General features: G+C 58.3%; 24 protein-coding genes. 13 read left to right on the plus strand and 11 right to left on the minus strand.

Annotated elements, in window-relative coordinates; genetic code table 11:
* Positions 1 to 199 precede the first annotated feature (199 nt).
* Together VD17_RS20245 and VD17_RS20250 are read left to right on the plus strand one after the other, a co-directional pair.
* Positions 200 to 1348, plus strand: coding sequence for an efflux RND transporter periplasmic adaptor subunit (locus VD17_RS20245; RefSeq protein ID WP_046055344.1), 1149 nt, complete (start codon positions 200 to 202; stop codon positions 1346 to 1348).
* A 13-nt stretch (positions 1349 to 1361) separates the two neighbouring features.
* Positions 1362 to 4400, plus strand: a complete 3039-nt coding sequence (locus VD17_RS20250; RefSeq protein ID WP_046055345.1) for a multidrug efflux RND transporter permease subunit — start codon at positions 1362 to 1364, stop codon at positions 4398 to 4400.
* A gap of 197 nt (positions 4401 to 4597) precedes the next feature.
* On the opposite strand, the gene VD17_RS31750 is transcribed toward VD17_RS20250, so the two are convergent.
* From VD17_RS31750 to colR, 5 genes are all read right to left on the minus strand, one after another.
* Positions 4598 to 4825, minus strand: a complete 228-nt coding sequence (locus VD17_RS31750) for a hypothetical protein (RefSeq protein WP_080932046.1) — start codon at positions 4823 to 4825, stop codon at positions 4598 to 4600.
* Positions 4826 to 4827: 2 nt separating this feature from the next.
* A complete protein-coding gene (locus tag VD17_RS20255) occupies positions 4828 to 5541 on the minus strand; it encodes a lipopolysaccharide kinase InaA family protein (RefSeq protein WP_046055346.1) in 714 nt (237 codons plus the stop codon).
* Between the two features lie 4 nt (positions 5542 to 5545).
* Positions 5546 to 6214, minus strand: coding sequence for a class I SAM-dependent methyltransferase (locus VD17_RS20260; RefSeq protein ID WP_046055461.1), 669 nt, complete (start codon positions 6212 to 6214; stop codon positions 5546 to 5548).
* A 153-nt stretch (positions 6215 to 6367) separates the two neighbouring features.
* Complete coding sequence (locus tag VD17_RS20265; protein WP_046055347.1) at positions 6368 to 7651, minus strand: sensor histidine kinase; 1284 nt, start codon at positions 7649 to 7651, stop codon at positions 6368 to 6370.
* Positions 7641 to 8324 carry a two-component system response regulator ColR gene (colR, locus tag VD17_RS20270; protein ID WP_008155536.1) on the minus strand — a complete coding sequence of 228 codons (684 nt, stop codon included), beginning with the start codon at positions 8322 to 8324 and terminating at the stop codon, positions 7641 to 7643. Before colR ends, VD17_RS20265 begins: the two co-directional genes overlap by 11 nt.
* A gap of 218 nt (positions 8325 to 8542) precedes the next feature.
* Here colR and VD17_RS20275 point away from each other — a divergent pair, with 218 nt between their 5' ends.
* Positions 8543 to 9286: a phosphatase PAP2 family protein gene (locus tag VD17_RS20275; protein WP_046055348.1), complete on the plus strand. Its 744-nt coding sequence runs from the start codon at positions 8543 to 8545 to the stop codon at positions 9284 to 9286.
* Positions 9287 to 9481: 195 nt separating this feature from the next.
* Here the strand turns inward: VD17_RS20275 and groL are convergent, their stop codons facing one another.
* From groL to VD17_RS20295, 4 genes are all read right to left on the minus strand, one after another.
* A complete protein-coding gene (groL, locus tag VD17_RS20280) occupies positions 9482 to 11125 on the minus strand; it encodes a chaperonin GroEL (protein ID WP_008155543.1) in 1644 nt (547 codons plus the stop codon).
* Positions 11126 to 11174: 49 nt separating this feature from the next.
* Positions 11175 to 11468: a co-chaperone GroES gene (locus tag VD17_RS20285; RefSeq protein WP_033057492.1), complete on the minus strand. Its 294-nt coding sequence runs from the start codon at positions 11466 to 11468 to the stop codon at positions 11175 to 11177.
* Between the two features lie 248 nt (positions 11469 to 11716).
* On the minus strand, positions 11717 to 12193 hold the full coding sequence (locus VD17_RS20290; protein WP_046055349.1) for an FxsA family protein: 477 nt from the start codon (positions 12191 to 12193) through the stop codon (positions 11717 to 11719).
* A gap of 66 nt (positions 12194 to 12259) precedes the next feature.
* Complete coding sequence (locus VD17_RS20295) at positions 12260 to 12991, minus strand: HugZ family pyridoxamine 5'-phosphate oxidase (RefSeq protein ID WP_046055350.1); 732 nt, start codon at positions 12989 to 12991, stop codon at positions 12260 to 12262.
* A gap of 171 nt (positions 12992 to 13162) precedes the next feature.
* Between VD17_RS20295 and VD17_RS20300 the strand changes: the two genes are divergently transcribed.
* Positions 13163 to 13921 (plus strand): SDR family oxidoreductase, encoded by a 759-nt coding sequence (locus VD17_RS20300; protein ID WP_046055351.1) that lies wholly within the window; start codon positions 13163 to 13165, stop codon positions 13919 to 13921.
* Between the two features lie 131 nt (positions 13922 to 14052).
* Here the strand turns inward: VD17_RS20300 and apbC are convergent, their stop codons facing one another.
* A complete protein-coding gene (gene apbC, locus VD17_RS20305) occupies positions 14053 to 15147 on the minus strand; it encodes an iron-sulfur cluster carrier protein ApbC (protein ID WP_046055352.1) in 1095 nt (364 codons plus the stop codon).
* A gap of 330 nt (positions 15148 to 15477) precedes the next feature.
* On the opposite strand from apbC, the gene metG reads away from it, so the two are divergent.
* From metG to VD17_RS20345, 8 genes are all read left to right on the plus strand, one after another.
* Complete coding sequence (gene metG, locus VD17_RS20310; protein WP_046055353.1) at positions 15478 to 17529, plus strand: methionine--tRNA ligase; 2052 nt, start codon at positions 15478 to 15480, stop codon at positions 17527 to 17529.
* Positions 17530 to 17671: 142 nt separating this feature from the next.
* Positions 17672 to 18241 (plus strand): electron transport complex protein RnfA, encoded by a 570-nt coding sequence (locus tag VD17_RS20315; RefSeq protein WP_046055354.1) that lies wholly within the window; start codon positions 17672 to 17674, stop codon positions 18239 to 18241.
* Positions 18238 to 19248, plus strand: coding sequence for an electron transport complex subunit RsxB (gene rsxB / locus VD17_RS20320; protein ID WP_046055355.1), 1011 nt, complete (start codon positions 18238 to 18240; stop codon positions 19246 to 19248). The genes VD17_RS20315 and rsxB overlap by 4 nt, the downstream gene beginning before the upstream one ends.
* Positions 19235 to 20227 (plus strand): RnfABCDGE type electron transport complex subunit D, encoded by a 993-nt coding sequence (locus tag VD17_RS20325; RefSeq protein ID WP_046055356.1) that lies wholly within the window; start codon positions 19235 to 19237, stop codon positions 20225 to 20227. The genes rsxB and VD17_RS20325 overlap by 14 nt, the downstream gene beginning before the upstream one ends.
* On the plus strand, positions 20224 to 20835 hold the full coding sequence (locus VD17_RS20330; protein WP_046055357.1) for an RnfABCDGE type electron transport complex subunit G: 612 nt from the start codon (positions 20224 to 20226) through the stop codon (positions 20833 to 20835). The genes VD17_RS20325 and VD17_RS20330 overlap by 4 nt, the downstream gene beginning before the upstream one ends.
* On the plus strand, positions 20828 to 21415 hold the full coding sequence (locus VD17_RS20335) for an Rnf-Nqr domain containing protein (protein WP_046055358.1): 588 nt from the start codon (positions 20828 to 20830) through the stop codon (positions 21413 to 21415). The genes VD17_RS20330 and VD17_RS20335 overlap by 8 nt, the downstream gene beginning before the upstream one ends.
* Before the next feature lie 25 nt (positions 21416 to 21440).
* Entirely contained in the window at positions 21441 to 22079 is a 639-nt protein-coding gene (gene nth / locus VD17_RS20340; protein WP_008155568.1) for an endonuclease III, read from the plus strand.
* Positions 22080 to 22185: 106 nt separating this feature from the next.
* A complete protein-coding gene (locus tag VD17_RS20345) occupies positions 22186 to 22365 on the plus strand; it encodes a PA3496 family putative envelope integrity protein (RefSeq protein WP_007898493.1) in 180 nt (59 codons plus the stop codon).
* 90 nt (positions 22366 to 22455) lie between these two features.
* Here VD17_RS20345 and VD17_RS20350 read toward each other — a convergent pair whose 3' ends face one another.
* Positions 22456 to 23082, minus strand: coding sequence for a response regulator transcription factor (locus tag VD17_RS20350; protein ID WP_008155570.1), 627 nt, complete (start codon positions 23080 to 23082; stop codon positions 22456 to 22458).
* Between the two features lie 578 nt (positions 23083 to 23660).
* Here VD17_RS20350 and VD17_RS20355 point away from each other — a divergent pair.
* Positions 23661 to 24293 (plus strand): hypothetical protein, encoded by a 633-nt coding sequence (locus VD17_RS20355; RefSeq protein ID WP_046055359.1) that lies wholly within the window; start codon positions 23661 to 23663, stop codon positions 24291 to 24293.
* Positions 24294 to 24339: the final 46 nt, after the last annotated feature.

Consider the following 24339-nt stretch of genomic DNA (forward strand, 5'->3'; position numbering starts at 1 on the left):
CCGGGATTCCGTGAAGAACCTAAAAAAAGGGACTGCTACGCAGTCCAGCGGGAGCAAGCTCCCTCGCCACAGGTTTGTGTCCCATCCCGTCCGCGCAGACATGCAGGCCCGCCTGTAAGTTCTGCCAGTTGGAAACCCCCTCTGACTCGGAGTAATGTGCCCGACTGTGTCACCTGATTTTCTCCAAGGAAGTGGAAATATGCTGCGTCGCCGCATGCTGATCATGTTGGGTGTTGTTTTGCTGATCGTGCTGGTCCTGGGCGGTTACAAAGCCTTCTCCATCTATACGATGATTCAGGGCTTTGCTGTGCCGAAACCCGCGATCAGTGTCGCCGTGGCCACGGCCACCGAACGGCCGTGGCAAGCCCGCCTGCCCACCGTCGGCACGCTCAAGGCGCTGCAAGGCGTGGACCTGAGCCTGGAGACCGACGGCACCGTCATCGATTTGCGGTTCGAGTCAGGGCAGAAGGTCAAGGTCGGCCAACCGCTGCTGCAACTTGATAGCGTGGTAGAAACCGCCCTGCTCGAAACCGCTCAGGCCGACTTGGGTCTGGCGCAGCTCAATTACGGTCGCGGCAGCCAATTGGTGGGCAGCCAGGCCATCTCCAAAGGCGAATTCGACCGGCTCTCGGCGGTGTTGCAAAAGAGCCGGGCCACGGTCAATCAGCTCAAGGCGGCGCTGGCCAAAAAACGCTTGCTCGCACCGTTCAGCGGGACCATCGGCATTCGTCAGGTGGACATCGGTGACTATCTCGCCAGCGGCACCATGATTGCCACCCTGCAAGACCTCAGCAGCCTCTATGTAGACTTCTTCGTGCCCGAGCAGTCGGTGCCGAAGATCGCCCTCGGCCAACCGGTGCAGATCGTGGTCGCGGCCTACCCGACACAAACCTTCCCCGGCACCATCAGCGCGATCAACCCGAAAGTCGAAAACAGCACGCGCAACGTTCAGGTCCGCGCAACCCTGGCCAATCCCGACGGCAAACTGCTGCCGGGGATGTTCGCCAGCCTGCAAGTGTTGTTGCCCGACCCGCAGCCGCGCATCGTCGTGCCGGAAAGTGCGATCACTTACACGCTGTACGGCAACTCGCTCTATGTCGTCGCGCAGAAAAAAACCGAAGACGGCAGCCTGGAAAAAGACGACAAGGGCCAACCGATCCTGATCGCCGAACGGCGTTTCATCGAAACCGGCGAGCGCCGTGACGGGCAGGTGATGATCACCAAAGGCGTGCAGAATGGCGAAAAAGTGGTCACGGCCGGTCAGATCAAACTGGACAACGGCGCACACATTGCGATCAGCGACGACAAGACCTTAGCCGAGAAGAACAGCCCGCCGCGCGCGGACTGATCAAGGAATCCCCATGGCTTTTACCGACCCGTTCATCCGCCGCCCGGTGCTCGCCACCGTGGTCAGCCTGTTGATTGTGCTGCTGGGCTTCCAGGCCTGGAGCAAGTTGCCGCTGCGCCAATACCCACAAATGGAAAACGCCCTGATCACGGTGACCACCGCTTATCCCGGGGCCAACGCCGAAACCATTCAGGGCTACATCACCCAACCAATGCAACAAAGTCTGGCGAGCGCCGAAGGCATCGACTACATGACGTCGGTCAGTCGCCAGAACTTCTCGGTGATCTCGATCTACGCGCGCATCGGCTCCAACAGCGACCGCTTGTTCACCGAACTGCTGGCCAAAGCCAACGAGGTGAAGAACCAGCTGCCTCAGGACGCCGAAGACCCGGTACTGAGCAAGGAAGCCGCCGACGCCTCGGCGCTGATGTACATCAGCTTCTTCAGCAAGGAGCTGAGCAACCCGCAAATTACCGACTACCTGTCACGGGTCATCCAGCCAAAACTGGCGACCCTGCCGGGCATGGCCGAAGCCGAGATTCTCGGCAACCAGGTGTTCGCCATGCGTCTGTGGCTGGACCCGGTCAAGCTCGCCGGTTTCGGCCTGAGTGCCAGCGACGTGACCGATGCCGTGCGCAAATACAACTTCCTCTCCGCCGCCGGTGAAGTGAAAGGCGAGTACGTCGTCACCAGCATCAATGCCAACACCGAGCTCAAGTCCGCCGAAGCCTTTGCCGCGATTCCGCTCAAGGTCGAGGGCGACAGTCGCGTGCTGCTCAGCGATGTGGCGCGGGTTGAAATGGGTGCGGAAAACTACAATTCGATCAGTTCCTTCGGCGGCACCCCTTCGGTGTACATCGGCATCAAGGCCACGCCCGGCGCCAACCCGCTGGACGTGATCAGGGAAGTGCGCAAGATCATGCCGGAGCTGGAAGCCCAGCTGCCGCCGAACCTCAAAGGTGAAATCGCCTACGACGCCACGCTGTTCATCCAGGCCTCGATCAACGAGGTGATCAAAACATTGTTCGAAGCGGTGCTGATCGTCATCGTGGTGGTGTTCCTGTTCCTCGGCGCGCTGCGTTCGGTGGTGATCCCGGTGGTCACTATCCCGCTGTCGATGATCGGCGTGATGTTCTTCATGCAGATGATGGGCTACTCGATCAATCTGCTGACATTGCTGGCGATGGTATTGGCCATCGGCCTGGTGGTGGACGACGCCATCGTGGTGGTGGAAAACATCCACCGGCACATCGAAGAAGGCAAGACGCCGCTGGATGCGGCCATCGAAGGCGCCCGGGAAATCGCCATGCCGGTGGTCTCGATGACCATCACCCTGGCGGCGGTCTATGCGCCGATCGGCTTCCTGACGGGGCTCACGGGGGCGCTGTTCAAGGAGTTCGCCCTGACCCTGGCTGGCGCGGTGGTGATCTCCGGCATCGTCGCCCTGACCCTGTCGCCAATGATGTGCGCCTTCCTGCTGCGTCACGACGAAAACCCCAGCGGCCTTGCCCATCGCCTGGACCTGATTTTCGAAGGCCTCAAGCGCCGTTACCAAAGCATGCTCCACGGCACCCTCAACACCCGGCCGGTGGTGCTGGTGTTCGCGGTGATCGTGCTGTGCCTGATTCCGGTGCTGCTCACGTTCACCAAGTCGGAACTGGCGCCCGACGAGGACCAGGGCGTCATTTTCATGATGGCCAACGCCCCGCAACCGGCCAACCTCGACTACCTGAGCACCTACACCGACGAGTTCGTCACGATCTTCAAGACGTTTCCAGAGTACTACTCGTCGTTCCAGATCAATGGCTTCAACGGCGTGCAATCGGGGATCGGCGGCTTCCTGCTCAAGCCGTGGAACGAGCGCAGCCGCACTCAGATGCAAATCCTGCCCGAGGTGCAGAGCAAACTGGAGAGCATTTCCGGGCTGCAGATCTTCGGCTTCAACCTGCCTTCCCTGCCCGGCACCGGCGAGGGGCTGCCGTTTCAGTTCGTCATCAACTCCGCCAACGATTACGAGTCGCTGCTGCAAGTGACCGACCGAGTGAAAAAGCGGGCAGCGGAGTCCGGCAAGTTCGCCTTCGTCGACCTCGACCTGGCGTTCGACAAACCTGAAGTGGTGGTGGATATCGATCGCGCCAAGGCTGCGCAGATGGGTGTTTCCATGCAGGACCTGGGCGGGACGCTCGCGACATTGCTGGGTGAGGCGGAGATCAACCGTTTCACCATTGAAGGTCGCAGCTACAAAGTCATCGCGCAGGTCGAACGGCCCTTCCGGGATAACCCCGACTGGCTGAACAATTATTACGTCAAGAACACCCAAGGCGAACTGCTGGCCCTGTCGACCCTGATCACCGTGACCGACCGGGCGCGTCCACGGCAGTTGAATCAGTTCCAGCAACTCAACTCGGCCATCCTGTCCGGGGTGCCGCTGGTCAGCATGGGTGAAGCCATCGATACCGTGCGCCAGATCGCTCGGGAAGAGGCGCCGGTGGGTTATGCCTTCGACTATGCCGGCGCATCCCGACAATACGTCCAGGAAGGCAGTGCGCTGTGGGTCACCTTCGCCCTGGCGCTCGCGATCATTTTCCTGGTACTGGCCGCCCAGTTCGAAAGCTTTCGCGATCCGCTGGTGATTCTGGTGACCGTACCCTTGTCGATCTGTGGTGCGCTGATCCCGCTGTTCCTGGGCTGGTCGAGCATGAACATCTACACCCAGGTCGGCCTGGTGACGTTGATCGGGCTGATCAGCAAACACGGAATCCTGATCGTCGAATTCGCCAACCAGTTACGTAAGGACAAAGGCCTGACGCCGCGCGAGGCCGTGGAGGAAGCGGCGGCCATTCGTCTGCGTCCGGTGTTGATGACCACTGCTGCGATGGTGTTCGGCATGGTGCCGTTGATCATCGCCACGGGGGCGGGCGCCGTCAGCCGGTTCGACATCGGCACGGTAATCGCCACGGGGATGTCGATCGGGACGTTGTTTACGTTGTTTGTGCTGCCGTGTGTGTACACACTTTTGGCAAAACCCGATAAACCTAAAGAACACACATAACCTGTGGGAGCGAGCTTGGTCCGGGCGGCGTTCCGACGATAGCGGTGTAAAAGTCACCTCATCGCTGAATGTGCCACCGTCATCGTCGGAACGCCGCCCGGACCAAGCTCGCTCCCACATGGACGGTGTAAGGCTCGAAATTCGGCCATAAAAAAGGCCTCGCATTAGCGAGGCCTTTTATTTGGGCTTCAATCTGTTCAACTCTGTGGCCTCAATCCTTGAGAAAGGCCGAACATGAACAGCAATAAATCATGATCGGGTTGGGTTGCCACGGATGCCTTCGCAACCCGGGGCAATGGACAGTGTGCGTCGCCGTTCACTGAACTGAGGACTTGCGTGCGGGGCTGCTCCCAAGCCGCCACCGCTAGTGAAGCAACTGCCAAGGCTCCTATTAAAAATACACCTCGTGCAATTTCGAGTTTCATTGCTATAAGCCCTTGATAGCGCTGCCAAACGCCGTCTTATAAAGGTAGACGAGTTTCTGCCAGTCTGTCGTGCTGAACGACGAGTGGCGACGCAGTTGCTTCATGTCATGAGTAGCCGCTTGCCGGGCGGTCAAACGCTGCCGACATTTCTCCAGATCAATCAAGGCCACTTCAACGTTGGCAGCCTCGCCTTCACCGGTGACGCGCACGAATACGTGCTTGGCATAAAGGCAGCTGTGCTGCCAGCGGCCCTTGTGCATCCGGGCCAGGTTCTCGGCCAGTTCCTTCAACACTCGATCATGCACAGCCTCACCATGATGCTCGCGACCGCCGCCAGCGTACCAATGGTCGATTTCCTCGAAGCCGTCCAGCGCCTTGGTGATCAGCAATGCGCGCCATTTATGCACCGGATCGCGCTGTGCACCGCAGAAAACGATTTCCGGAACGCGAACGTCGAGCAGGTTCAGGCCGATGAGCGCATCGCGCTCGCGCAACACCGTCGGCCGACCGAACGGGTGCAGCAAGCTGCGATGGATATGCCCGGATTGACGTTTAACGTACAGCAGCTGTCCATTGCCGCTCACGACGCGCTGCACACCGCTTTCGCCACCGCGACGGGCGTTGGGTTCTTCTACCCATTCACCGCGCTGATTCCAAAAATAATCGAAGCGGTCCTGGGGAGCGACTTCCGTTTCTGCTGCACATTGCACTGCCATTCTGTTACCTCTTGCGTAATACGTAGACCCGCCACATGGCATAGAGCGGTAAAAAGTCCAGTTGTTCCTGAATAAGAAAACCCGCCTGTTCGAATTCCTTTTCAACCGTAGCAGCCGGTAACACAAATCGATTTTGGTAACCTACATGCCCACGGGTTCTCTCAAGCCGCTTGCGTTTCCACGCTTTGAAATTGCCGTCCACCCACAAAGAAAGGATCACGCTGTCGCGAGTGACTCGCTCGAACTCGCGCAAAATAGCCAGTCGATGCTCGGCTTCACCGATGTGATGGAGCAAACGCATGCAGAAAATGGTGTCGACGGCGTTATCAGGCAAGGCGATGTCGAATGCAGAAGTGTGCAAGGGTTGTACCCGTTTCACCACCTCGGCAGGTTGCGCCTGCATGGCAATCCTCAGCATGGACTCGGAGTTGTCAGCCCCAATGATCGCACGATTGGTTTTTTCCGCCAGCAATGGCCAAAAGCGCCCTGCTCCGCAGGGTAAATCGAGGATCAGCCCGGGCTCGCCGGCCAGTGCCAACGCCTTGCGCGCCAGTTGCTCGTCACGCCAGTGGGACAGACGGCGGCCAAGGCCATCCTGGTGTTTGCGCAGGTATCGTTGAGCGTGTTGATCGTCGTATTTTTCGGAAAAATCCAGTTTGATCGGGCCGTCCATCATCAAGGTTTCCTGAGCTGCTGACGGCACCTATGGTAGATAGCGCCGTGTCAGCGGCAGGTCATGCCGCTGTGAAAAAAACGTCATGTAAAATCCCGAATTATTTCGAGGTTTTACAGCGCGGCAACCAAGGCTCTGGGCCGTTGCGAGCGATCAGCTCACATCCGACAAACACAACTCCACCTGAAAGCGACAGCCGTTGGGCTCCATGTTCGTCAGGCTGACGCTCCAACCCTGGTTTTCGCAGATCCGTTGCACCAGCGAAAGTCCCAGCCCCAGGCCTTCGCCGCGTTTCTCGCTGCCCCGCACGAACGGCTCGAACATCGCCTCGCGTTTTTCTTCGGGAATACCCACGCCACTGTCTTCGACGATGAAGCCGGTGGCTGTCAGCGTCAGGCGAATAAACCCGCGCTCGGTGTAATGCAGCGCATTACGCAGCAGGTTGCCCATGACCGCGTGCAGAAGGGTTGCGTTGAAGCAGGTGTTTACCGGATTGCCCGGTTCAAAGATCAGCGCCAGCCCCTTGGCCTCGATCGGCTCGCGCCACAGATTGAGCAGTCCATCGGCGACCTGGTTCAGGGTCTGCTGGGGCGACATGCTGGCGTCTTCACGTTGTGCGCGGGCCAACATCAGAAAGGTTTGCACCAGCTCGCGCATCTCTTCACAGGCGCGGGCGATTCGCTCTACCTGAGCACGTCCACGCTGATCGATGCCAGGGTTTTCCAGCAGCAGCTCGCAGGAACTGGCCAGCACCATCAATGGCGTGCGCAACTCGTGGCTGACGTCACTGGTGAACAAACGCTCGCGGGTCAACGCCTGGCGCAAGCGCCCGAGGGTGGCGTCGAAGGCCACGGCCAACTCGCCCACCTCATCAGCGGCGTAATCCGGTGCCAAGGGTGGTGCCAGACCTAACAATTGGTCACGGTGACGGACCTGGCGGGCCAGTCGCACCACGGGCGCCATCACTTTGCGCGCCAGTATCCAGCCGAGAAACACCGCCAATGCCAGACTCAGAACGAAGCCCACCAGCACCACGGCAAACAGCACCCGTTCACGCTCTTCGAAATCGCTCTGATCCTGCAACAGCACATAATGCCGGCCGTCGACGACTTCGACCATCGCGTGGTACGACAGCTGCTCACGAAACACTTCGTGAAAACCCGGCTCCAGATGGCGTAAATCCTTGGGCAACTGAAAATCGCCCGGCCCGCCACTGAAATAGAACAGCTGGTCCGGCTCGGGACGATGGCTCCAGTCCGACACGCTGTCCATCAGCAACAGCCGTTGTAAATCGCCCCCCAGACCTGCCGAAATCAGTTTTTCTTCCACCAGGTGCACGGTCGCCACAATGCCCATGGCGAAGGCCCCTGCCACCAATGCGCTCATCAGCGCAAAGGCAATGATGATCCGTTGAGCAAGGCTCTGCTTAAACTCCATCACGGCCCTCGGCCAAGCGGTAACCCACACCGTGCACGGTTTGCAGCAACGGTTTGGCGAACGGCTTGTCGATCACCTGGCGCAATTGATGGACGTGGCTGCGCAGGCTGTCGCTGTCCGGGCAGTCATCGCCCCACAGCGCCTCTTCGAGAATTTCCCGACGCAGCACATGAGGACTTTTCTGCATCAACACGGCCAGCAACTTCAGGCCCACCGGGTTGAGTTTGAGCAGACGACCTTCGCGGGTGACTTCCAGGGTGTCGAGGTCGTAGTTCAGATCGCCGACCTGTAAAGTACGGCGACCGCCACCCTGGGTGCGACGCATGACCGCCTCGATGCGCGCCGCCAATTCAGACAGGGCAAAGGGTTTGATCAGGTAATCATCGGCACCGGATTTGAAGCCTTGCAGCCGGTCGTCCAATTGATCGCGAGCGGTGAGCATGATCACCGGCGTGTCGCGGCGCGCGTCTTCACGCAGACGTTTGCACAGGGTGTAACCGTCGATGCCAGGCAACATGATGTCGAGTACGATCAAGTCGTAATGCTCGGTGGCCGCCAGGTGCAAGCCTGACAAGCCGTCCTGCGCGCAATCCACGGTATAACCTTTGAGCCCCAGGTAATCGGCCAGATTGGCCAGGATATCGCGGTTGTCTTCAACCAATAGAATTCGCATGGGTATCTCCTGCGTACACAGTAACGGCCGTCTTGGCCCGCGCAGCTTAAGGCCAAGTGTGGCTGAGGGCTAGGACTGCGTGCAGTTGTAATTCCCCCCCATAAACCCGGGGCGGCTTCAACGACTTTTTCACTATCGATTCACACGCTGACAACAGCATCAGGCTCAAACTCCGCGCCGCTGCGTTTTCAGAACATTTCACCGACCAAGGAACTGCCATGGTTTCGACTACTGCCCGCCCCGCCTCTCGCCCGCTGAATTTCTGGGTATGCCTGGGCGTTCCCGCCATCGCGGCGATCGTTCTGGTGCTGCTCGAACTGACGTCCCTGGATATGGACCTCGCCAAGCTGTTCTATGACCCGGTCGCGGGGGATTTCATCGGACGACACAGTTACTTCCTCGAAAACATCCTGCATGACCGCGCCAAGCAGGTGGTCATCGCCTTCTCAGTGTTGGCCATCTTCGGTTTCATCGCCTCCTTTTTCATGGACAGTCTCAAACCGATCAAACGGGAACTGGGCTGCCTGGTGCTGTCTCTGGCGCTGGCAACCTCCTTTGTCACGCCAGTCAAAGCGGTGACGGCCGTTCAATGCCCGTGGAGCCTTGAGCAGTTCGGCGGTCACGAAACCTACAGCGAACTGCTCAGCCCTCGCCCGCACACCGATAAGCCTGGCCGTTGCTGGCCCGGCGGTCATGCGGCAACCGGTTTCACACTGTTTGCGCTGTTCTTTGTCCTGCGTGACCGTCGTCCGCGTCTGGCGCGCAAGGCGTTGGTGTTCGCTTTCGCGTTGGGCACGGTGTTTTCCATCGGCCGGATGATGCAGGGCGCGCACTTCTTTTCGCACAACGTGTGGACGGCGATTTTCTGCTGGCTGATTTGCCTGGGGGCGTATTACTACATCCTTTATCGGCCGGCCTCGAAGGCTGAGCGAGAGTCCAAAGCAGAACCGGTCAGCGCCTGAAACACAGATCAAAAATGTGGGAGCGAGCCTGCTCGCGATGGCGGTGTTTCAGTCACTGATGATGTTGACTGATACGGCCCCTTCGCGAGCAGGCTCGCTCCTACAATGGATCGATGTGAAACCCCGAAATATGGGCAATAAAAAACCCCGCCGGCTTATCACCGGCGGGGTTTTTATGTACGGGGTAAGGCTGGCTTACATCATGCCGCCCATGCCGCCCATACCGCCCATGTCTGGCATGCCGCCGCCAGCTGGACCGTCTTCCTTGATCTCAGCGATCATGGCTTCGGTGGTGATCATCAGGCTGGCAATCGACGAAGCCGCTTGCAGAGCCGAACGAGTCACTTTAGCCGGGTCCAGGATACCCATTTCGATCATGTCGCCGTATTCGCCGGTAGCAGCGTTGTAACCGTAGTTACCCGAACCCTGCTTGACCTTGTCGACAACTACGCTTGGCTCGTCACCGGAGTTGGCAACGATCTGGCGCAGTGGCGCTTCAACAGCGCGACGCAGCAACTGGATGCCAACGTTCTGGTCATCGTTGTCGCCTTTCAGCTCGGAGATTGCCTGCAGAGCGCGAACCAGTGCCACGCCGCCGCCAGGTACCACGCCTTCTTCAACGGCTGCACGGGTAGCGTGCAGGGCGTCTTCAACGCGGGCTTTCTTCTCTTTCATTTCAACTTCGGAACCAGCGCCAACCTTGATCACTGCAACGCCGCCGGACAGTTTGGCCAGACGCTCTTGCAGTTTTTCACGGTCGTAGTCGGACGAAGTGTCGGCCACTTGCTGACGGATCTGCAGAACGCGAGCCTGGATGTCAGCCTCAACGCCGGCACCGTCGATCACGGTGGTGTTTTCTTTGGACAGGATCACGCGCTTGGCATTACCCAGGTGTTCCAGGGTAGTGCTTTCCAGGCTCAGACCGATCTCTTCGGAGATAACGGTACCGCCAGTCAGAACAGCGATGTCCTGCAGCATGGCCTTGCGACGGTCGCCGAAGCCTGGAGCCTTGACGGCTGCGACTTTAACGATGCCACGCATGTTGTTCACAACCAGCGTCGCCAGGGCTTCGCCTTCAACGTCTTCGGCCACGATCAGCAGTGGACGGCCGGCTTTGGCAACGGCTTCCAGTACTGGCAGCATTTCGCGGATGTTCGAGATCTTTTTGTCGACCAGCAGGATCAGCGGACCGTCCAGCTCGGCAGTCATGGTCTCTGGCTTGTTGACGAAGTACGGGGACAGGTAGCCACGGTCGAACTGCATGCCTTCAACAACCGACAGTTCGTTTTCCAGGCCCGAGCCTTCTTCAACGGTGATCACGCCTTCTTTACCGACTTTTTCCATGGCTTCGGCAATGATGTCGCCGATGGAGCTGTCGGAGTTGGCCGAGATGGTGCCGACCTGAGCGATTGCCTTGGTGTCAGCGCAAGGCTTGGACAGGGCTTTCAGCTCTTTGACGATAGCGATGGTCGCTTTGTCGATACCGCGCTTCAGGTCCATCGGGTTCATGCCGGCAGCGACGGCTTTCAGGCCTTCGTTGACGATCGATTGAGCCAGAACGGTAGCGGTGGTGGTGCCGTCGCCTGCGTCATCGTTGGCACGGGAGGCAACGTCTTTGACCAGCTGCGCGCCCATGTTTTCGAAGCGATCTTTCAGCTCGATTTCTTTTGCAACCGACACGCCGTCCTTGGTGATGGTCGGAGCGCCGAAGCTCTTCTCGATGATCACGTTACGGCCTTTAGGGCCCAGGGTCGCTTTTACTGCGTCAGCCAGGACGTTGACACCGGCGAGCATTTTCTTGCGGGCGGAATCGCCGAATTTAACTTCTTTAGCAGCCATGATCGATATTCCTTAAATACTTTGTAGTAGCGGGAAAATGAGCGGGGAATCAGCCTTCGACAACAGCGAGAATCTCGTTCTCAGCCATTACTACCAGGTCTTCGCCGTCGACTTTCACAGTGTTGCTGCCGGAGTACGGGCCGAACACAACCTTGTCGCCCACTTTCACGGACAGTGCACGCACTTCACCGTTGTCCAGCACTTTGCCTGGGCCTACAGCGAGGACTTCACCCTGGTTTGGCTTCTCAGCAGCCGAACCTGGCAGGACGATACCGCCAGCGGTTTTCTTTTCTTCTTCGCTGCGACGGATAACGACGCGGTCATGCAGAGGACGAAGCTTCATTGTCGATCTCTCCTAATTGTGGTTTTCATCGGCCGGTGTATTCCCGGCGGGTTTAACAAATCCGGCGGTGCCGGGTGCGGTTCGTCGAGCGAACCGCGGAAGTCTGTCTGGCGTAATCGCCAGAAACCTTGCGGTGACCGTTACATAAGGGCGCATAAGCTTATTACAAGGGCGAGTAAGCAAATTTTTTCAGGTTGCTGCCCCCCAAACGAACACGGCACCCGAAGGTGCCGTGCCGGTGTTGCGGTTTACTTGGTATCGCGGTGTTCGAATTCGCCTTCGATCACGTTGGGCTCACGGCCCAGCGGCTCGCGCGGAACAGGACCGCCACGTGGCTGAAGGTCGTCGGCGAACGCACGCTGACGGATTGCCGCCTCTTCGGCACGCTGGCGCATTTTATTGGCCAACAGTCGACGAGAGATCGGCAGCAACATGATCAGACCCAGCACGTCAGTGACGAAACCCGGCAGGATCAACAGACCACCCGCCAATGCCAGCATCAAACCTTCGAGCATGGTCTGGGCCGGCAACTCGCCGCGGTTCAGGCTTTCACGAGCACGCAATGCGGTTGCCAGACCAGCGATACGCAGCACGAACACGCCGAGCATCGAGCCGAGAATGACCAGCAGCAGGGCCGGGAAAAACCCGATCGCCCCGCTTACCTTGACGAATACGAACAGCTCCAACACCGGAAACAGTACAAAGAGCAATAAAAAAGGGCGCATCAAATGGTTCCTCAACGCAAGAATGCCTTGCCAGTCTTCCCTAGATGACGTCGCCGATTCGTGAATTCAAGCGTCGGCCACTTCATTTTTCGGCCAATGTTCGGCGTGAGCCAGGAAAACCAAGGCTTCGCGCACTTGTGTCGGCGTATTACACGGCGCTTGAAACGGTAACCAATAGACCCCTTGGCCAATGCGCAGGTGCATGCCTTCGGTGTCGATACCCGCCAGTTGCGCCGGCTCGGTTTTCGGCAGGCCCGCCAGTTCGACGTAGTGGGCGATGGCTTTGGCGTGATCGGCATTCATGTGCTCGACCATGCTCGCTTCGGCTTTTCCGGCGAACGGGTTGGCCAGGGTCAGTTGATCGACCCAGTGAATCGCACCGAAACCGCCGATGTAGCGATGACGTACCGGTTTGAGCACCCAGAAATCGAAATCGTGGGCCTTGTGGTAGCTCTGCGAATCCGGGAAATAGCGGTAGTAACGCTCAGCCGCCGCTTCGATGGCGGCCTCGTCCTCAAGCTTTTCTGCTTCGGCGAGGTAGGTCAGGCGACCAACGGCTTGCACATCTTCGGCCCCGCGCTCGCCCACAAACAGCGAGCACTTTGGATCTTTCTGCAGGTTGTGGGTGTGCTGGGCGATACGGCTGATAAGGATCAGCGGCCAGCCCTGTTCGTCCAGACAGTACGGAACCACGGAGCCAAACGGGAAACCGGGCATCGCCTTGGAGTGCGTCGAGAGCACTCCACGGTATTCCTTGAGAAGCAATTCTCGTGCATTCTTGGCCGCTTCAACGCTCAATTTATGACTCCTTATATAGAATCCGTCAAAAAAACGGACAGGCGCCTGAGGATAAGTTCCAGTCCGCCATCGGGGCAGTTCTCATGTGCAACCAGGCCGTATCAGGTGCAGATCGAGAGGCTACTCTCTAAAAGGAAACCACTCCCTCTGACCTGCTATTGGGGCATGCGAATGCAACTCACTGACAAAGTAATCATTATCACTGGCGGTTGCCAGGGTTTAGGCCGCTCGATGGCCGAGTATTTGGCCGGTAAAGGCGCGAAGCTGGCGCTGGTGGACCTGAACCAGGAAAAGCTCGACGACGCCGTCGCCGCTTGCAAGGCTAAAGGCGTCGAGGCTCGCTCTTATCTGTGCAATGTCGCCAATGAAGAGCAAGTGACGCACATGGTCGCCCAGGTGGCCGAAGACTTCGGCGCGCTCCATGGCCTGATCAACAACGCCGGGATCCTGCGCGATGGCTTGCTGATCAAGGTCAAGGACGGAGAGATGACCAAGATGAGCCTGGCCCAGTGGCAGTCGGTCATCGACGTCAACCTGACCGGCGTATTCCTGTGCACGCGTGAAGTCGCGGCCAAAATGATCGAGCTGAACAACAGCGGCGCGATCATTAATATCTCGTCGATCTCCCGCGCTGGCAACGCCGGCCAGACCAACTACTCCGCCGCCAAGGCCGGTGTCGCCGCGGCGACCGTGACCTGGGCCAAGGAATTGGCACGCTACGGCATTCGCGTGGCAGCCATTGCACCGGGCTTTATCGAAACCGAAATGACGCTGAGCATGAAGCCTGAGGCGCTGGAGAAGATAACGTCCGTGATCCCGCTCAAGCGCATGGGCACGCCTGAAGAGATCGCCCATTCGGCGGCGTACATTTTCGAGAACGACTACTACAACGGTCGGATTATGGAGTTGGATGGCGGGTTGCGGATTTAAAGCCTGCCAAAAACCCCTGTGGGAGCGAGCTTGCTCGCGATAGCGGTAGTCCAGTCAACAAATCTGTTGAATGTTAATCCGTCATCGCGAGCAAGCTCGCTCCCACAGGTTCCAGTGTTAACTGAAAGGTTTCAATCGTCGCTGATGGTGATGTTCGGCATCGCTGGCGACACCGCTTCCTGCAACACGATCCGCGCGCCGACATGGCGGGCCAGTTCCTGGTAAACCATCGCAATCGGGCTGTCAGGCTCGGCGATCACCGTTGGTTTGCCACCATCGGCCTGTTCGCGGATGGCCATCGCCAGCGGCAACGAAGCCAGCAGCTCGACGCCGTACTGGTTGGCCAGCTTCACACCACCGCCCTCACCGAACAGATGCTCGGCATGCCCGCAATTGGAGCAGATGTGCACGGCCATGTTTTCCACCACGCCCAGCACCGGGATGTTGACCTTGCGGAACATCTCCACGCCCTTGCGTGCGTCCAGCAATGCCAGATCTTGCGGCGTGGTAACGATCACCGCGCCGGCCACCGGGACTTTCTGCGCCAGGGTCAGCTGGATGTCGCCGGTGCCTGGCGGCATGTCGATGACCAGGTAATCCAGATCGCCCCAGGCGGTTTGAGTGACGAGTTGCAACAAGGCGCCGGAAACCATCGGCCCGCGCCAGACCATCGGCGTGTTGTCATCGGTCAGGAACGCCATGGACATGACTTCGACACCATGGGACTCGATCGGAATGAACCACTTCTGATCCTTGACCTTGGGTCGGGTGCCTTCGGGGATGCCAAACATGATGCCCTGGCTCGGTCCGTAAATGTCCGCGTCGAGGATCCCGACCTTGGCGCCTTCGCGGGCCAGGGCCAGGGCCAGGTTGGCGGCAGTGGTGGATTTACCCACACCGCCCTTGCCGGACGCCACGGCCACCACGTTCTTGACGTTGGCGAGCCCCGGGATCTGCGCTTGAGCCTTGTGCGCGGCAATGACACTGGTGATCTCGACGCGGGCGATGGTCACGCCATCCAGCCCTTCAATGGCCATTTGCAGCAACTGCGCCCAGCCACTCTTGAACAGACCGGCGGCGTAACCCAGCTCCAGCTGGACGCTGACGCGATCACCCTGAATGTCGATGCCGCGTACGCACCCGGCGCTGACCGGGTCCTGGTTCAGATAAGGGTCGGTGTATTGGCGAAGGACGGCTTCCACCGCTGCGCGATTGACGGCGCTCATGGGCAACTCCGATAGCAAGACTGGAAAATCAGGCGGGTATCGTACCTGTTCTATAGTCCGGACGGCATGCTTTCAAAACGAGACAAATAACCCATGGTCGAATGCTACCTGTAGCAGCTGGCGAAGCCTGCGTTCGGCTGCGCAGCAGTCGTGAATCCGGGCAACGCGGACTACTTGAAACACCGCGGTGTCTGGTTTTACGACTGCTGCGCAGCCGAACGCAGGCTTCGCCAGCTGCTACATGGACCGTGGATACTGGCCTCGGGGGTGAAAAATATGCGCCGGCGCTTTATAGTGGCCGACCTCCGTTTCATCAAGTAGCCGAGCCCCATGTCCGAGCCACGCAAGATCCTCGTCACCAGCGCCCTGCCCTATGCCAATGGTTCGATCCATCTTGGCCACATGCTGGAATATATCCAGACCGATATGTGGGTGCGCTTCCAGAAGCACCGCGGCAATCAATGCATTTATGTCTGCGCCGACGACGCCCACGGTTCGGCCATCATGCTGCGCGCGGAAAAGGAAGGCATCACCCCGGAACAACTGATCGCCAACGTCCAGGCTGAACACAGCGCCGACTTTGCCGAGTTCCTGGTGGACTTCGACAACTTCCACTCCACTCACGCCGAAGAAAACCGTGAGCTGTCGAGCCAGATCTACCTGAAGCTGCGCGACGCCGGGCACATCGCCCAGCGTTCGATCACTCAGTACTTCGACCCGGAAAAGAAAATGTTCCTGGCCGACCGCTTCATCAAGGGCACCTGCCCGAAATGCGGCACCGAAGACCAATACGGCGACAACTGCGAAAAATGCGGTGCGACCTACGCGCCGACCGACCTGAAGGATCCGAAGTCGGCGATCTCTGGCGCCACTCCGGTGCTCAAGGATTCCCAGCACTTCTTCTTCAAGCTGCCGGACTTCCAGGAAATGCTGCAAGCCTGGACCCGCAGCGGTACCCTGCAAGAAGCCGTGGCGAACAAAATCGCCGAATGGCTGGATGCTGGCCTGCAACAGTGGGACATCTCCCGCGATGCGCCGTACTTCGGCTTCGAAATCCCTGACGAGCCAGGCAAATACTTCTATGTCTGGCTGGACGCGCCGATCGGCTACATGGCCAGCTTCAAGAACCTCTGCGACCGCACGCCGGAATTGGATTTCGACGCGTTCTGGGGCAAGGATTCCACCGCCGAGCTGTACCATTTCATCGGCAAGGACATCGTCAACTTCCACGCCCTGTTCTGGCCAGCCATGCTCGAAGGCGCCGGTTTCCGTAAACCGACCGGCATCAACGTGCACGGCTACCTGACCGTCAACGGTCAGAAAATGTCCAAATCCCGCGGTACCTTCATCAAGGCCCGGACCTATCTCGACCACCTGTCGCCGGAATACCTGCGCTACTACTACGCGGCGAAGCTGAGCCGTGGCGTCGATGACCTGGACCTGAACCTCGAAGACTTCGTGCAGAAGGTCAACTCTGACCTGGTCGGCAAAGTCGTCAACATCGCCAGCCGTTGCGCCGGTTTCATCCATAAAGGCAACGCCGGTGTACTGGTGGCGGGCAATGCCGCGCCGGAACTGACCGAAGCGTTCCTCGCCGCAGCGCCGAGCATTGCCGAGGCCTACGAGGCTCGCGACTTCGCCCGTGCCATGCGCGAAATCATGGGCCTGGCCGACCGTGCCAATGCCTGGATCGCCGACAAGGCACCGTGGTCGCTGAACAAACAGGAAGGCAAGCAGGACGAAGTCCAGGCCATCTGCGCCCTGGGCGTCAACCTGTTCCGCCAACTGGTGATCTTCCTCAAGCCGGTGCTGCCGTTGCTGACCGCCGATGCCGAGGCGTTCCTCAACGTCGCGCCGCTGACCTGGAACGACCACGCCACCTTGCTCAGCAACCACCAGCTGAACGAGTTCAAACCGTTGATGACCCGCATCGACCCGGTAAAAGTGCAAGCCATGAGCGACGCCTCGAAAGAAGACCTGACCGCCAGCGCTACCGACACCGGCGACGCTGCACCTGCCGGTAATGGCGAACTGGCCAAAGATCCGCTGTCGCCGGAAATCGAGTTCGATGCCTTTGCCGCTGTCGACCTGCGCGTCGCCCTGATCCTCAAGGCCGAACATGTGGAAGGTGCCGACAAACTGCTGCGCCTGACCCTGGACATCGGTGACGAGCAACGCAACGTGTTCTCCGGGATCAAGAGCGCTTATCCGGATCCGTCCAAGCTCAATGGTCGTCTGACCATGATGATCGCCAACCTCAAGCCACGGAAAATGAAGTTCGGCATCTCCGAAGGCATGGTGATGGCCGCCGGCCCTGGCGGTGAAGAAATCTACCTGCTCAGCCCTGACAGCGGCGCCAAGCCAGGTCAGCGCATCAAGTAAGGCTCTGCGGTAAACCGATCCCACAGTCGTGCCTGGCGCGACTGTGGGATTTTCATGTCTGGCCCACCCTCCGTCCTTGCCGGATAATGCCTAAGCTTTTTAGACCGCTCCGTTAAAAAGCCCCGTTCTTGCCGGCACGATCATGACCGAAATTGTTCTTACGCTTATCAGCACTGCCCTGATCAACAACCTCGTGTTGCACTGGCCGCTGGGCGTCGATCCGCTGCTGGGCGACGAACATCGGCAAGTCCACGCGCTAGGCCTTGCGACGGCTTGCTTGATGTTGATCGTCGGCATAGTGGGCTACTCGGCCTACCGTTGGATGCTGGTGCCGCTGGAGCTGACGTCGCTGCGACTTTTCGTCTTCCTGCCATTAAGCGTTCTGCTGATTGGCCCGCTGCTGAAAGTGCTTTCCCGGTTACTTCCAAAGCTTGCGTTCGATGGCCTCTGGCCCCTGCTGCTTGGCAACGCCGGCGTACTCGGCCTGACGCTGCTCAATGCTCAGGACGACAAAGGCTTCTTCCACGCCATGGCCCTGAGCCTGGGTGCCGGCCTGGGCTTCTGGCTGGTATTGAGCCTGTTCAGCGACTTGCGCCAACGCACAATCGAAAATGATATCCCCCTGCCCTTTCGCGGCCTGCCCATCGACCTGATCGGCGCCGGATTGATTGCAGTGGCCTTTCTCGGATTCAGCGGACTGATCAAAACATGAGTCTGATTCAACGCATCGACGCCCTCTTGCCGCAGACCCAATGCGGCAAGTGTGGCCACCCCGGATGCAAACCGTACGCCGAAGGCATTGCCAGCGGCGAACCGATCAACAAATGCCCACCGGGCGGCAGCGAAACTATCGCGGCCCTGGCCGAGCTGTTGAAAGTCCCGGTGCTGGAACTGGACGTCAGTCGCGGTTCGGCCCCGGCGCAAATCGCCTACATTCGTGAGGCCGAGTGCATTGGTTGCACCAAGTGCATCCAGGCCTGCCCGGTGGATGCCATTGTCGGCGCGGCGAAATTAATGCACACGGTGATCCTCGATGAATGCACCGGTTGTGACCTGTGCGTAGCGCCCTGCCCGGTGGATTGCATCGAAATGCGGCCGTTGCCGCTGGACACGGTGCTGCCGATTGTCGGCGGCCTGGCGTTCAGCCTTGAGGAACAACGCGCCAGAGCGGCCAAGCGCAATCACGCGCGACGCCGATTTGAACAGCGCAACGCTCGCCTGCATCGCGAAGAACAACAGAAAATCGCCGAACGTCAGGCCCGCGCCCAGCGCGCCGTGCAGCAAAGCGAGGTGGCGACGCTCGACCCGGTTCAGGCCGCTCTTGAGCGAGTCCGTACACAGAAGGCCGCAAATGCGGATACGGCGCTGAAAAAGGCCAAGATCGATCTGGCGATGAGTCGGGCGCAATTGAACAAGTCACTCAAGGCGTTCGGGCATCCGCCGACCTTCGAACAGCAGTCGCAACTGATCGTCCTGCAACAGCAGTTCGAGGCGGCCGAACAGGCTTTGGAGAAGCTGGAAAGTACTGCACCGCCAGCCGCGGCCCCCGTCGTTCCGGCAAAAAATGCGCAGCTGAATCGGGCAAAGATCCAGTTGGCCATGCGCCGCGCCGAACTCAAGAAAGCTCAAGCCAACGAAGCGCCGATTGAGCAGATCGAAGCCCTGGAACTCGCGGTGAATGAAGCCGAGCGTCAGGTAGATGCCTATGCCGCCCCTTGAATCGGTCGACGAACGCCTCCAGCAAGCCATGAAGCTGGTATTGCTGGCCACCGTGCCGGGAATACTGGTGTTTTTCTGGCTGTATGGTTGGGGCGTGTTGATCAACCTGATTCTGACGGGTATTACCGCACTGGCCGTTGAAGCGACCGTGTTGCGCTTGCGCAAGCTTGCGCTGAAGCCGACCTTGAGCGACGGCAGTGCGCTCGTCAGCGCGACGCTGTTGGCGCTGGCCTTGCCGCCTTATTGCCCGTGGTGGCTGACGGTCTGTGCCGCGGCGTTCGCAATGGTGTTCGGCAAACACCTGTATGGCGGCGTTGGCAAGAACCCGTTCAACCCGGCAATGGTGGGCTTCGCCCTGGTGCTGGTGACCTTTCCCCAACAGATGACCCACTGGCCGTCATCCCATGGGCTGGGCCTGATCGGCGGTTTGCAGCAGGTGATCGGGTTCAGCCTCGGGCAGACGCCAGACGCTTGGGTTCAGGCCACGGCGCTGGACAGCCTGCGGATCAACAAAAGCTTGACCATGGACGAACTGTTTGCAATCAACCCGGCGTTCGGCCACTTCGGCGGCCGAGGCATGGAATGGGTCAACCTGGCCTTTCTGGCGGGCGGCGCGTTTCTGCTGCAACGACGGGTGTTCAGCTGGCATGCGCCGGTCGGCATGCTCGCCAGCCTGTTCATCATTAGCCTGCTGTGCTGGAACGGCTCGGGCTCCGACTCCCATGGTTCGCCGCTGTTTCATCTGTTCACTGGCGCGAGCATGCTGGGTGCATTCTTCATCGTCACCGAACCGGTGTCCGGCGCAAAAAGCCCCGGCGCACGACTGCTGTTCGGCGCGGGCGTCGGGCTGCTGACGTACCTGATTCGTACCTGGGGAGGTTATCCGGACGGCGTCGCCTTCGCCGTACTGTCGATGAACCTCTGTGTGCCCGCGCTGGAGCGGTTTGCCGCCTCCAGACTGGAACGGGGTGCGCCATGAGCCGAGCGTCGAGCGTTGTGATCCTGGTGGTGCTGGCAGGCCTGGGGATTGGCGCGACTTACCTCGTGCAACACGCCAGCGCGCCGCGCATTGCGGCCGAACAGCGCCTGATCGACAGTCGTAACCTGCTGGACCTGCTCCCGACTGAAAGCTACGACAATCAGCCGCTGGAACAGCCACTCGCCCTCGAAAATACTGGGCTGGCCAACAGCACGCTGCTAGGTGGCTACCTGGCGACCAAAACTGGCCAACCCAGCGCCGTGTTGCTGCGCAGCCAGACCCTGGGCTACGAGGGTTCCATCGAATTGCTGATCGCTATCGGCGCAAACGGTAAGGTGCTGGGCGTCAAAACGCTCAAGCAATCGGAAACGCCGGGGCTGGGCGGTCGACTCGCTGACTGGCCCAATGCCTGGCTTCAGGCTTTTTCCGGAAAGTCCCGAACAGAACCTGCCGACAATGGCTGGGCCTTGAAAAAGGATCAGGGGCAATTCGATCAAATGGCGGGGGCGACCATTACTTCGAGAGCGGTCATCAACGCCATCCATGACGCGTTGCGCTACTTCGACGAACATCAGCAACAGTTGATCGGGAGCAGCGCTCATGAATAAGTCATCGACGCTGCAGAATTCACTGATGCTTGCGCCGCTGATCGGTGCCACAGACTCATTGGTGTCCGCTGTGGGCTTGTGGCTGATGTTCATCGTGGTGATCAGTGCCTTTGGAGTGAGCATGGGCGCGTTGCGATCCCGGCTTGTCCCGGCGACACATTTGCTTGCCAGCGTCTTGCTGGCGGCCACGCTGACCAGCTGCGCGGAGCTCGCCGCGCAAGTCTGGTCGCTGCAATGGCACCAACATGTAGGGTTCTATGCAGGATTGATTGCCTTGCAATGCGTTGTGCTGGAGCACACCGGTTTTCTCCAGAGCGCCTGGCGTGATCGCCTGCGCCTGTGTGGCCTGTTCGGCGCGTTGATGGCGGGCCTTGGCGTGCTGCGCGAATTCATCGGCAACGGAACATTCGGCAGCCATCTGCCATGGCTGGCTGGCACTGCGCAAGCGGGCTGGCAAGGCTGGGTACTGACCGCCGACGGTGGCTTGCACCTGGCCACCCTGGCCCCTGGTGGATTCATTCTGCTGGGACTGCTGATCGCCGCACGTCAGGCCTGGACCCGCTCGACGCACTCTCACTGACCGCCTTCGAGGAAACGCACTGCCCATGAATGCCGCAAAACGTCTGGAAATTTTTCGCCGGTTTCACGAAGACAACCCGGAACCGAAGACCGAACTGGCCTACTCCTCGCCGTTCGAATTGTTGATCTCCGTAATTCTCTCGGCGCAGTCGACCGATGTCGGTGTCAACAAGGCCACCGCCAAGCTCTACCCGGTGGCCAATACACCGGCGGCAATTTATGCCTTGGGTGTCGAGGGACTGTCGGAATACATCAAGACCATCGGCCTGTTTAACAGCAAAGCGAAAAACGTGATCGAGACCTGTCGCTTGCTGATGGAGCGTCATGGAGGCGAAGTGCCGCAAACCCGTGAAGAGCTGGAAGCGTTACCCGGCGTCGGCCGCAAAACCGCCAATGTGGTGCTCAACACCGCATTCCGTCAGCTGACCATGGCCGTGGACACGCATATTTTCCGGGTCAGCAATCGTACCGGCATAGCACCAGGCAAAAATGTGGTCGAGGTTGAGCAAAAACTCATGAAGTTCGTGCCGAAGGAATATCTGCTCGACTCCCATCACTGGCTGATCCTCCACGGACGCTACGTTTGCCTTGCCCGCAAGCCCCGCTGTGGCAGCTGCCGGATCGAAGACTTGTGCGAATACAAGCAAAAGACATCGGACGATTGAGGCGCTATTAGGATTTTCGATTTACCGATTGAAAAAATCTTTTTTACCCGCAGGGAGATTATCGATATAAGGAGCGCCAAAGGCCGTCTTAGCCTGGAGTAACACTATGAGCACTGGCAAAGAGCAATTGGACGTAGAAGACGACTTCACCCCTGTCGAGGCAGATGATGCTGAGCCGGTGGTTGAAGTGGCGAAGACCAACCTGAGCAAACGCCGTACCATCGACAATCTGCTGGAGGAGCGCCGACTGCAAAAGCAATTGGCCGATTACGACTTTGATCTATGACACCTAAAAGCCTCCCGAAACGGAGGCTTTTTACTAAGTGCCGACCCCTGCCCCCCCCCGCTCATCGCGCCTTGTCAAACGCTGAGACAGTCACACCAGACCATTGCGTTGAGCCAATTCGATCAGGTCTACCAGGGACCGAGCATTGAGTTTCAACAACAGGCGGGTCTTGTAAGTACTGACGGTCTTGTTGCTGAGGAACATTCCATCGGCAATCTCCTTGTTGGTCTTGCCTCGGGCCAACTGTTGCAAGACCATCATCTCCCGTCCCGACAGTCGATCCACCATATCGGCTTCACTGGCGTTGCCCAAACTGGAACGTACGGTGTGCAAGGCTTGATTCGGAAAGTAACTGTAGCCCGACAATACTGCCTTAATTGCACTGAGCAACTCAGTGAGGTCCTGTTGTTTGCAGACATACCCGGCGGCACCGGATTGCATGCAGCGCATAGAAAAATGCCCAGGTGCCTGGGAAGTTAATATCAGCACTTTCATGGGCATCGCTGTCGATGTCAGACGCGCAATGACTTCCAGCCCATCAAGTTTCGGTATTCCAATATCCAGGATGACAATATCCGGCATATGCTCACGGGCAAGTTGCAACGCATCCACGCCATTATCTGTCTCTGCAATAACTTCGTAGCCGTGACGCTCCATTAGCATACGTACCGCAAGACGAATGACGGGGTGATCATCCACGATCAGCACTTTATTCATGGGCAAGTCCAATTTTCGCTGTTCGAATTTTTAGAGCCCGCACGATAGCCTAGTCGTTTCACCCATGGCATGCCGCCCCCCTCGGCCACCCACACCGAGAGACATTCCCTACAGACATTAAAGAAAAGTCTTACAAAATCCCCAAAAATACCGCGGCGGTAAAGTTTTTATAAACCTGAAAACATTTCGAATATTCGCAGTTTTTTTGTTTCTGTTTACAACCAGAAAATCAAATACCTGGGCTCGTCGCAAGAGATCCAACGAATACCGACTATTGAGCTACCCTTAAAAGTAACTGATATTTACCACTTCAAATCCCATACCACAAACACCGCACCTCAAGGATGTAATAAAAAATCACACCAGGCAACACTTCAACAACAAATTCAACCCAACACTATCTAAAACCCAACAACAGAGGCACCCGCTACACGCCCAATACCGCTACTATCAAACCTTCGCAACCAACAATTAAAAGGAGTACTGCACCAACATAAACACCGACCACTTAGTTATTAAAATGAAAACTAAAAACATCAATCAACCGAGAAAAGACAATATTCCAATGAGCAAAAAACATGATCAAATTAAAGAAAAAAATCTTCAACCCCATGACAGTTATTGCAATATTTGCCGCTATTTCTGAAACATCGGCCGCCGTCTCACTGCCCTTTCTCGACAATAAGGAGCGGGAGCTTTATGTCTGGTTCCTGATCAGTTTCCCTTTTTATTTGCTTTTTCTTTTCTTCGCCACACTCAACTTCAACTACCGGTCGCTGTACGCGCCATCCGACTTCGGCAAGGGAAAGCATTTTATAAAAGTGATGGACAACGCTGAACGCGGTCAGCGGCCCGATAACCTGAAGGCCCCTCCCGTCCGGATCGGTATTCAGACGGGCCTCTCGGTTCTACAGCACATTTGCCTGGCCGAGCCGCTAGATAACCTGCACATCGTCGATGCGCGGTGGCTAAACAAGAAAATGGAATTCGGTGCCTGGATCGAAAAAAACCGCCCCCCACAGGGAAACCCAGCACAAGTGATCGTATTTCTCACCTGTACCGATTCGGAGGAATTACTGAAGGAAAGCGCAAGCAAGCAATCAAAACAGGCAAAGAATCGCAGCAGCCCAACGCTTTGCATTGCTTACAATTTGAATTCACACGGTCTGACGATTCTTGATCACTCTTTTTACCTGACACGCAGCAGGTAACGCTTGAAGAGCATTCAGAGAGAGGAAACAGAAGGAAGGTATTACA

Origin of the sequence: Pseudomonas fluorescens (genome assembly GCF_000968015.1) — a bacterium.
GTDB lineage: Bacteria > Pseudomonadota > Gammaproteobacteria > Pseudomonadales > Pseudomonadaceae > Aquipseudomonas > Aquipseudomonas fluorescens_W.

Excerpts from the sequence above, each read along its gene's own strand:
- VD17_RS20335 (WP_046055358.1), top strand. The coding sequence starts at position 20,828 with ATGAATAAGTCATCGACGCTGCAGAATTCACTGATGCTTGCGCCGCTG.
- rsxB (WP_046055355.1), top strand. The coding sequence starts at position 18,238 with ATGAGTCTGATTCAACGCATCGACGCCCTCTTGCCGCAGACCCAATGC.
- colR (WP_008155536.1), bottom strand. The coding sequence starts at position 8,324 with ATGCGAATTCTATTGGTTGAAGACAACCGCGATATCCTGGCCAATCTG.
- VD17_RS20260 (WP_046055461.1), bottom strand. The coding sequence starts at position 6,214 with ATGGACGGCCCGATCAAACTGGATTTTTCCGAAAAATACGACGATCAA.
- nth (WP_008155568.1), top strand. The coding sequence starts at position 21,441 with ATGAATGCCGCAAAACGTCTGGAAATTTTTCGCCGGTTTCACGAAGAC.
- VD17_RS20265 (WP_046055347.1), bottom strand. The coding sequence starts at position 7,651 with ATGGAGTTTAAGCAGAGCCTTGCTCAACGGATCATCATTGCCTTTGCG.
- VD17_RS20350 (WP_008155570.1), bottom strand. The coding sequence starts at position 23,082 with ATGAATAAAGTGCTGATCGTGGATGATCACCCCGTCATTCGTCTTGCG.
- VD17_RS20345 (WP_007898493.1), top strand. The coding sequence starts at position 22,186 with ATGAGCACTGGCAAAGAGCAATTGGACGTAGAAGACGACTTCACCCCT.
- VD17_RS20300 (WP_046055351.1), top strand. The coding sequence starts at position 13,163 with ATGCAACTCACTGACAAAGTAATCATTATCACTGGCGGTTGCCAGGGT.
- metG (WP_046055353.1), top strand. The coding sequence starts at position 15,478 with ATGTCCGAGCCACGCAAGATCCTCGTCACCAGCGCCCTGCCCTATGCC.
- VD17_RS20325 (WP_046055356.1), top strand. The coding sequence starts at position 19,235 with ATGCCGCCCCTTGAATCGGTCGACGAACGCCTCCAGCAAGCCATGAAG.
- VD17_RS20290 (WP_046055349.1), bottom strand. The coding sequence starts at position 12,193 with ATGCGCCCTTTTTTATTGCTCTTTGTACTGTTTCCGGTGTTGGAGCTG.
- VD17_RS20355 (WP_046055359.1), top strand. The coding sequence starts at position 23,661 with ATGATCAAATTAAAGAAAAAAATCTTCAACCCCATGACAGTTATTGCA.
- apbC (WP_046055352.1), bottom strand. The coding sequence starts at position 15,147 with ATGAGCGCCGTCAATCGCGCAGCGGTGGAAGCCGTCCTTCGCCAATAC.
- VD17_RS20285 (WP_033057492.1), bottom strand. The coding sequence starts at position 11,468 with ATGAAGCTTCGTCCTCTGCATGACCGCGTCGTTATCCGTCGCAGCGAA.
- groL (WP_008155543.1), bottom strand. The coding sequence starts at position 11,125 with ATGGCTGCTAAAGAAGTTAAATTCGGCGATTCCGCCCGCAAGAAAATG.
- VD17_RS20245 (WP_046055344.1), top strand. The coding sequence starts at position 200 with ATGCTGCGTCGCCGCATGCTGATCATGTTGGGTGTTGTTTTGCTGATC.
- VD17_RS20255 (WP_046055346.1), bottom strand. The coding sequence starts at position 5,541 with ATGGCAGTGCAATGTGCAGCAGAAACGGAAGTCGCTCCCCAGGACCGC.
- VD17_RS20275 (WP_046055348.1), top strand. The coding sequence starts at position 8,543 with ATGGTTTCGACTACTGCCCGCCCCGCCTCTCGCCCGCTGAATTTCTGG.
- VD17_RS20250 (WP_046055345.1), top strand. The coding sequence starts at position 1,362 with ATGGCTTTTACCGACCCGTTCATCCGCCGCCCGGTGCTCGCCACCGTG.
- VD17_RS20330 (WP_046055357.1), top strand. The coding sequence starts at position 20,224 with ATGAGCCGAGCGTCGAGCGTTGTGATCCTGGTGGTGCTGGCAGGCCTG.
- VD17_RS31750 (WP_080932046.1), bottom strand. The coding sequence starts at position 4,825 with ATGAAACTCGAAATTGCACGAGGTGTATTTTTAATAGGAGCCTTGGCA.
- VD17_RS20315 (WP_046055354.1), top strand. The coding sequence starts at position 17,672 with ATGACCGAAATTGTTCTTACGCTTATCAGCACTGCCCTGATCAACAAC.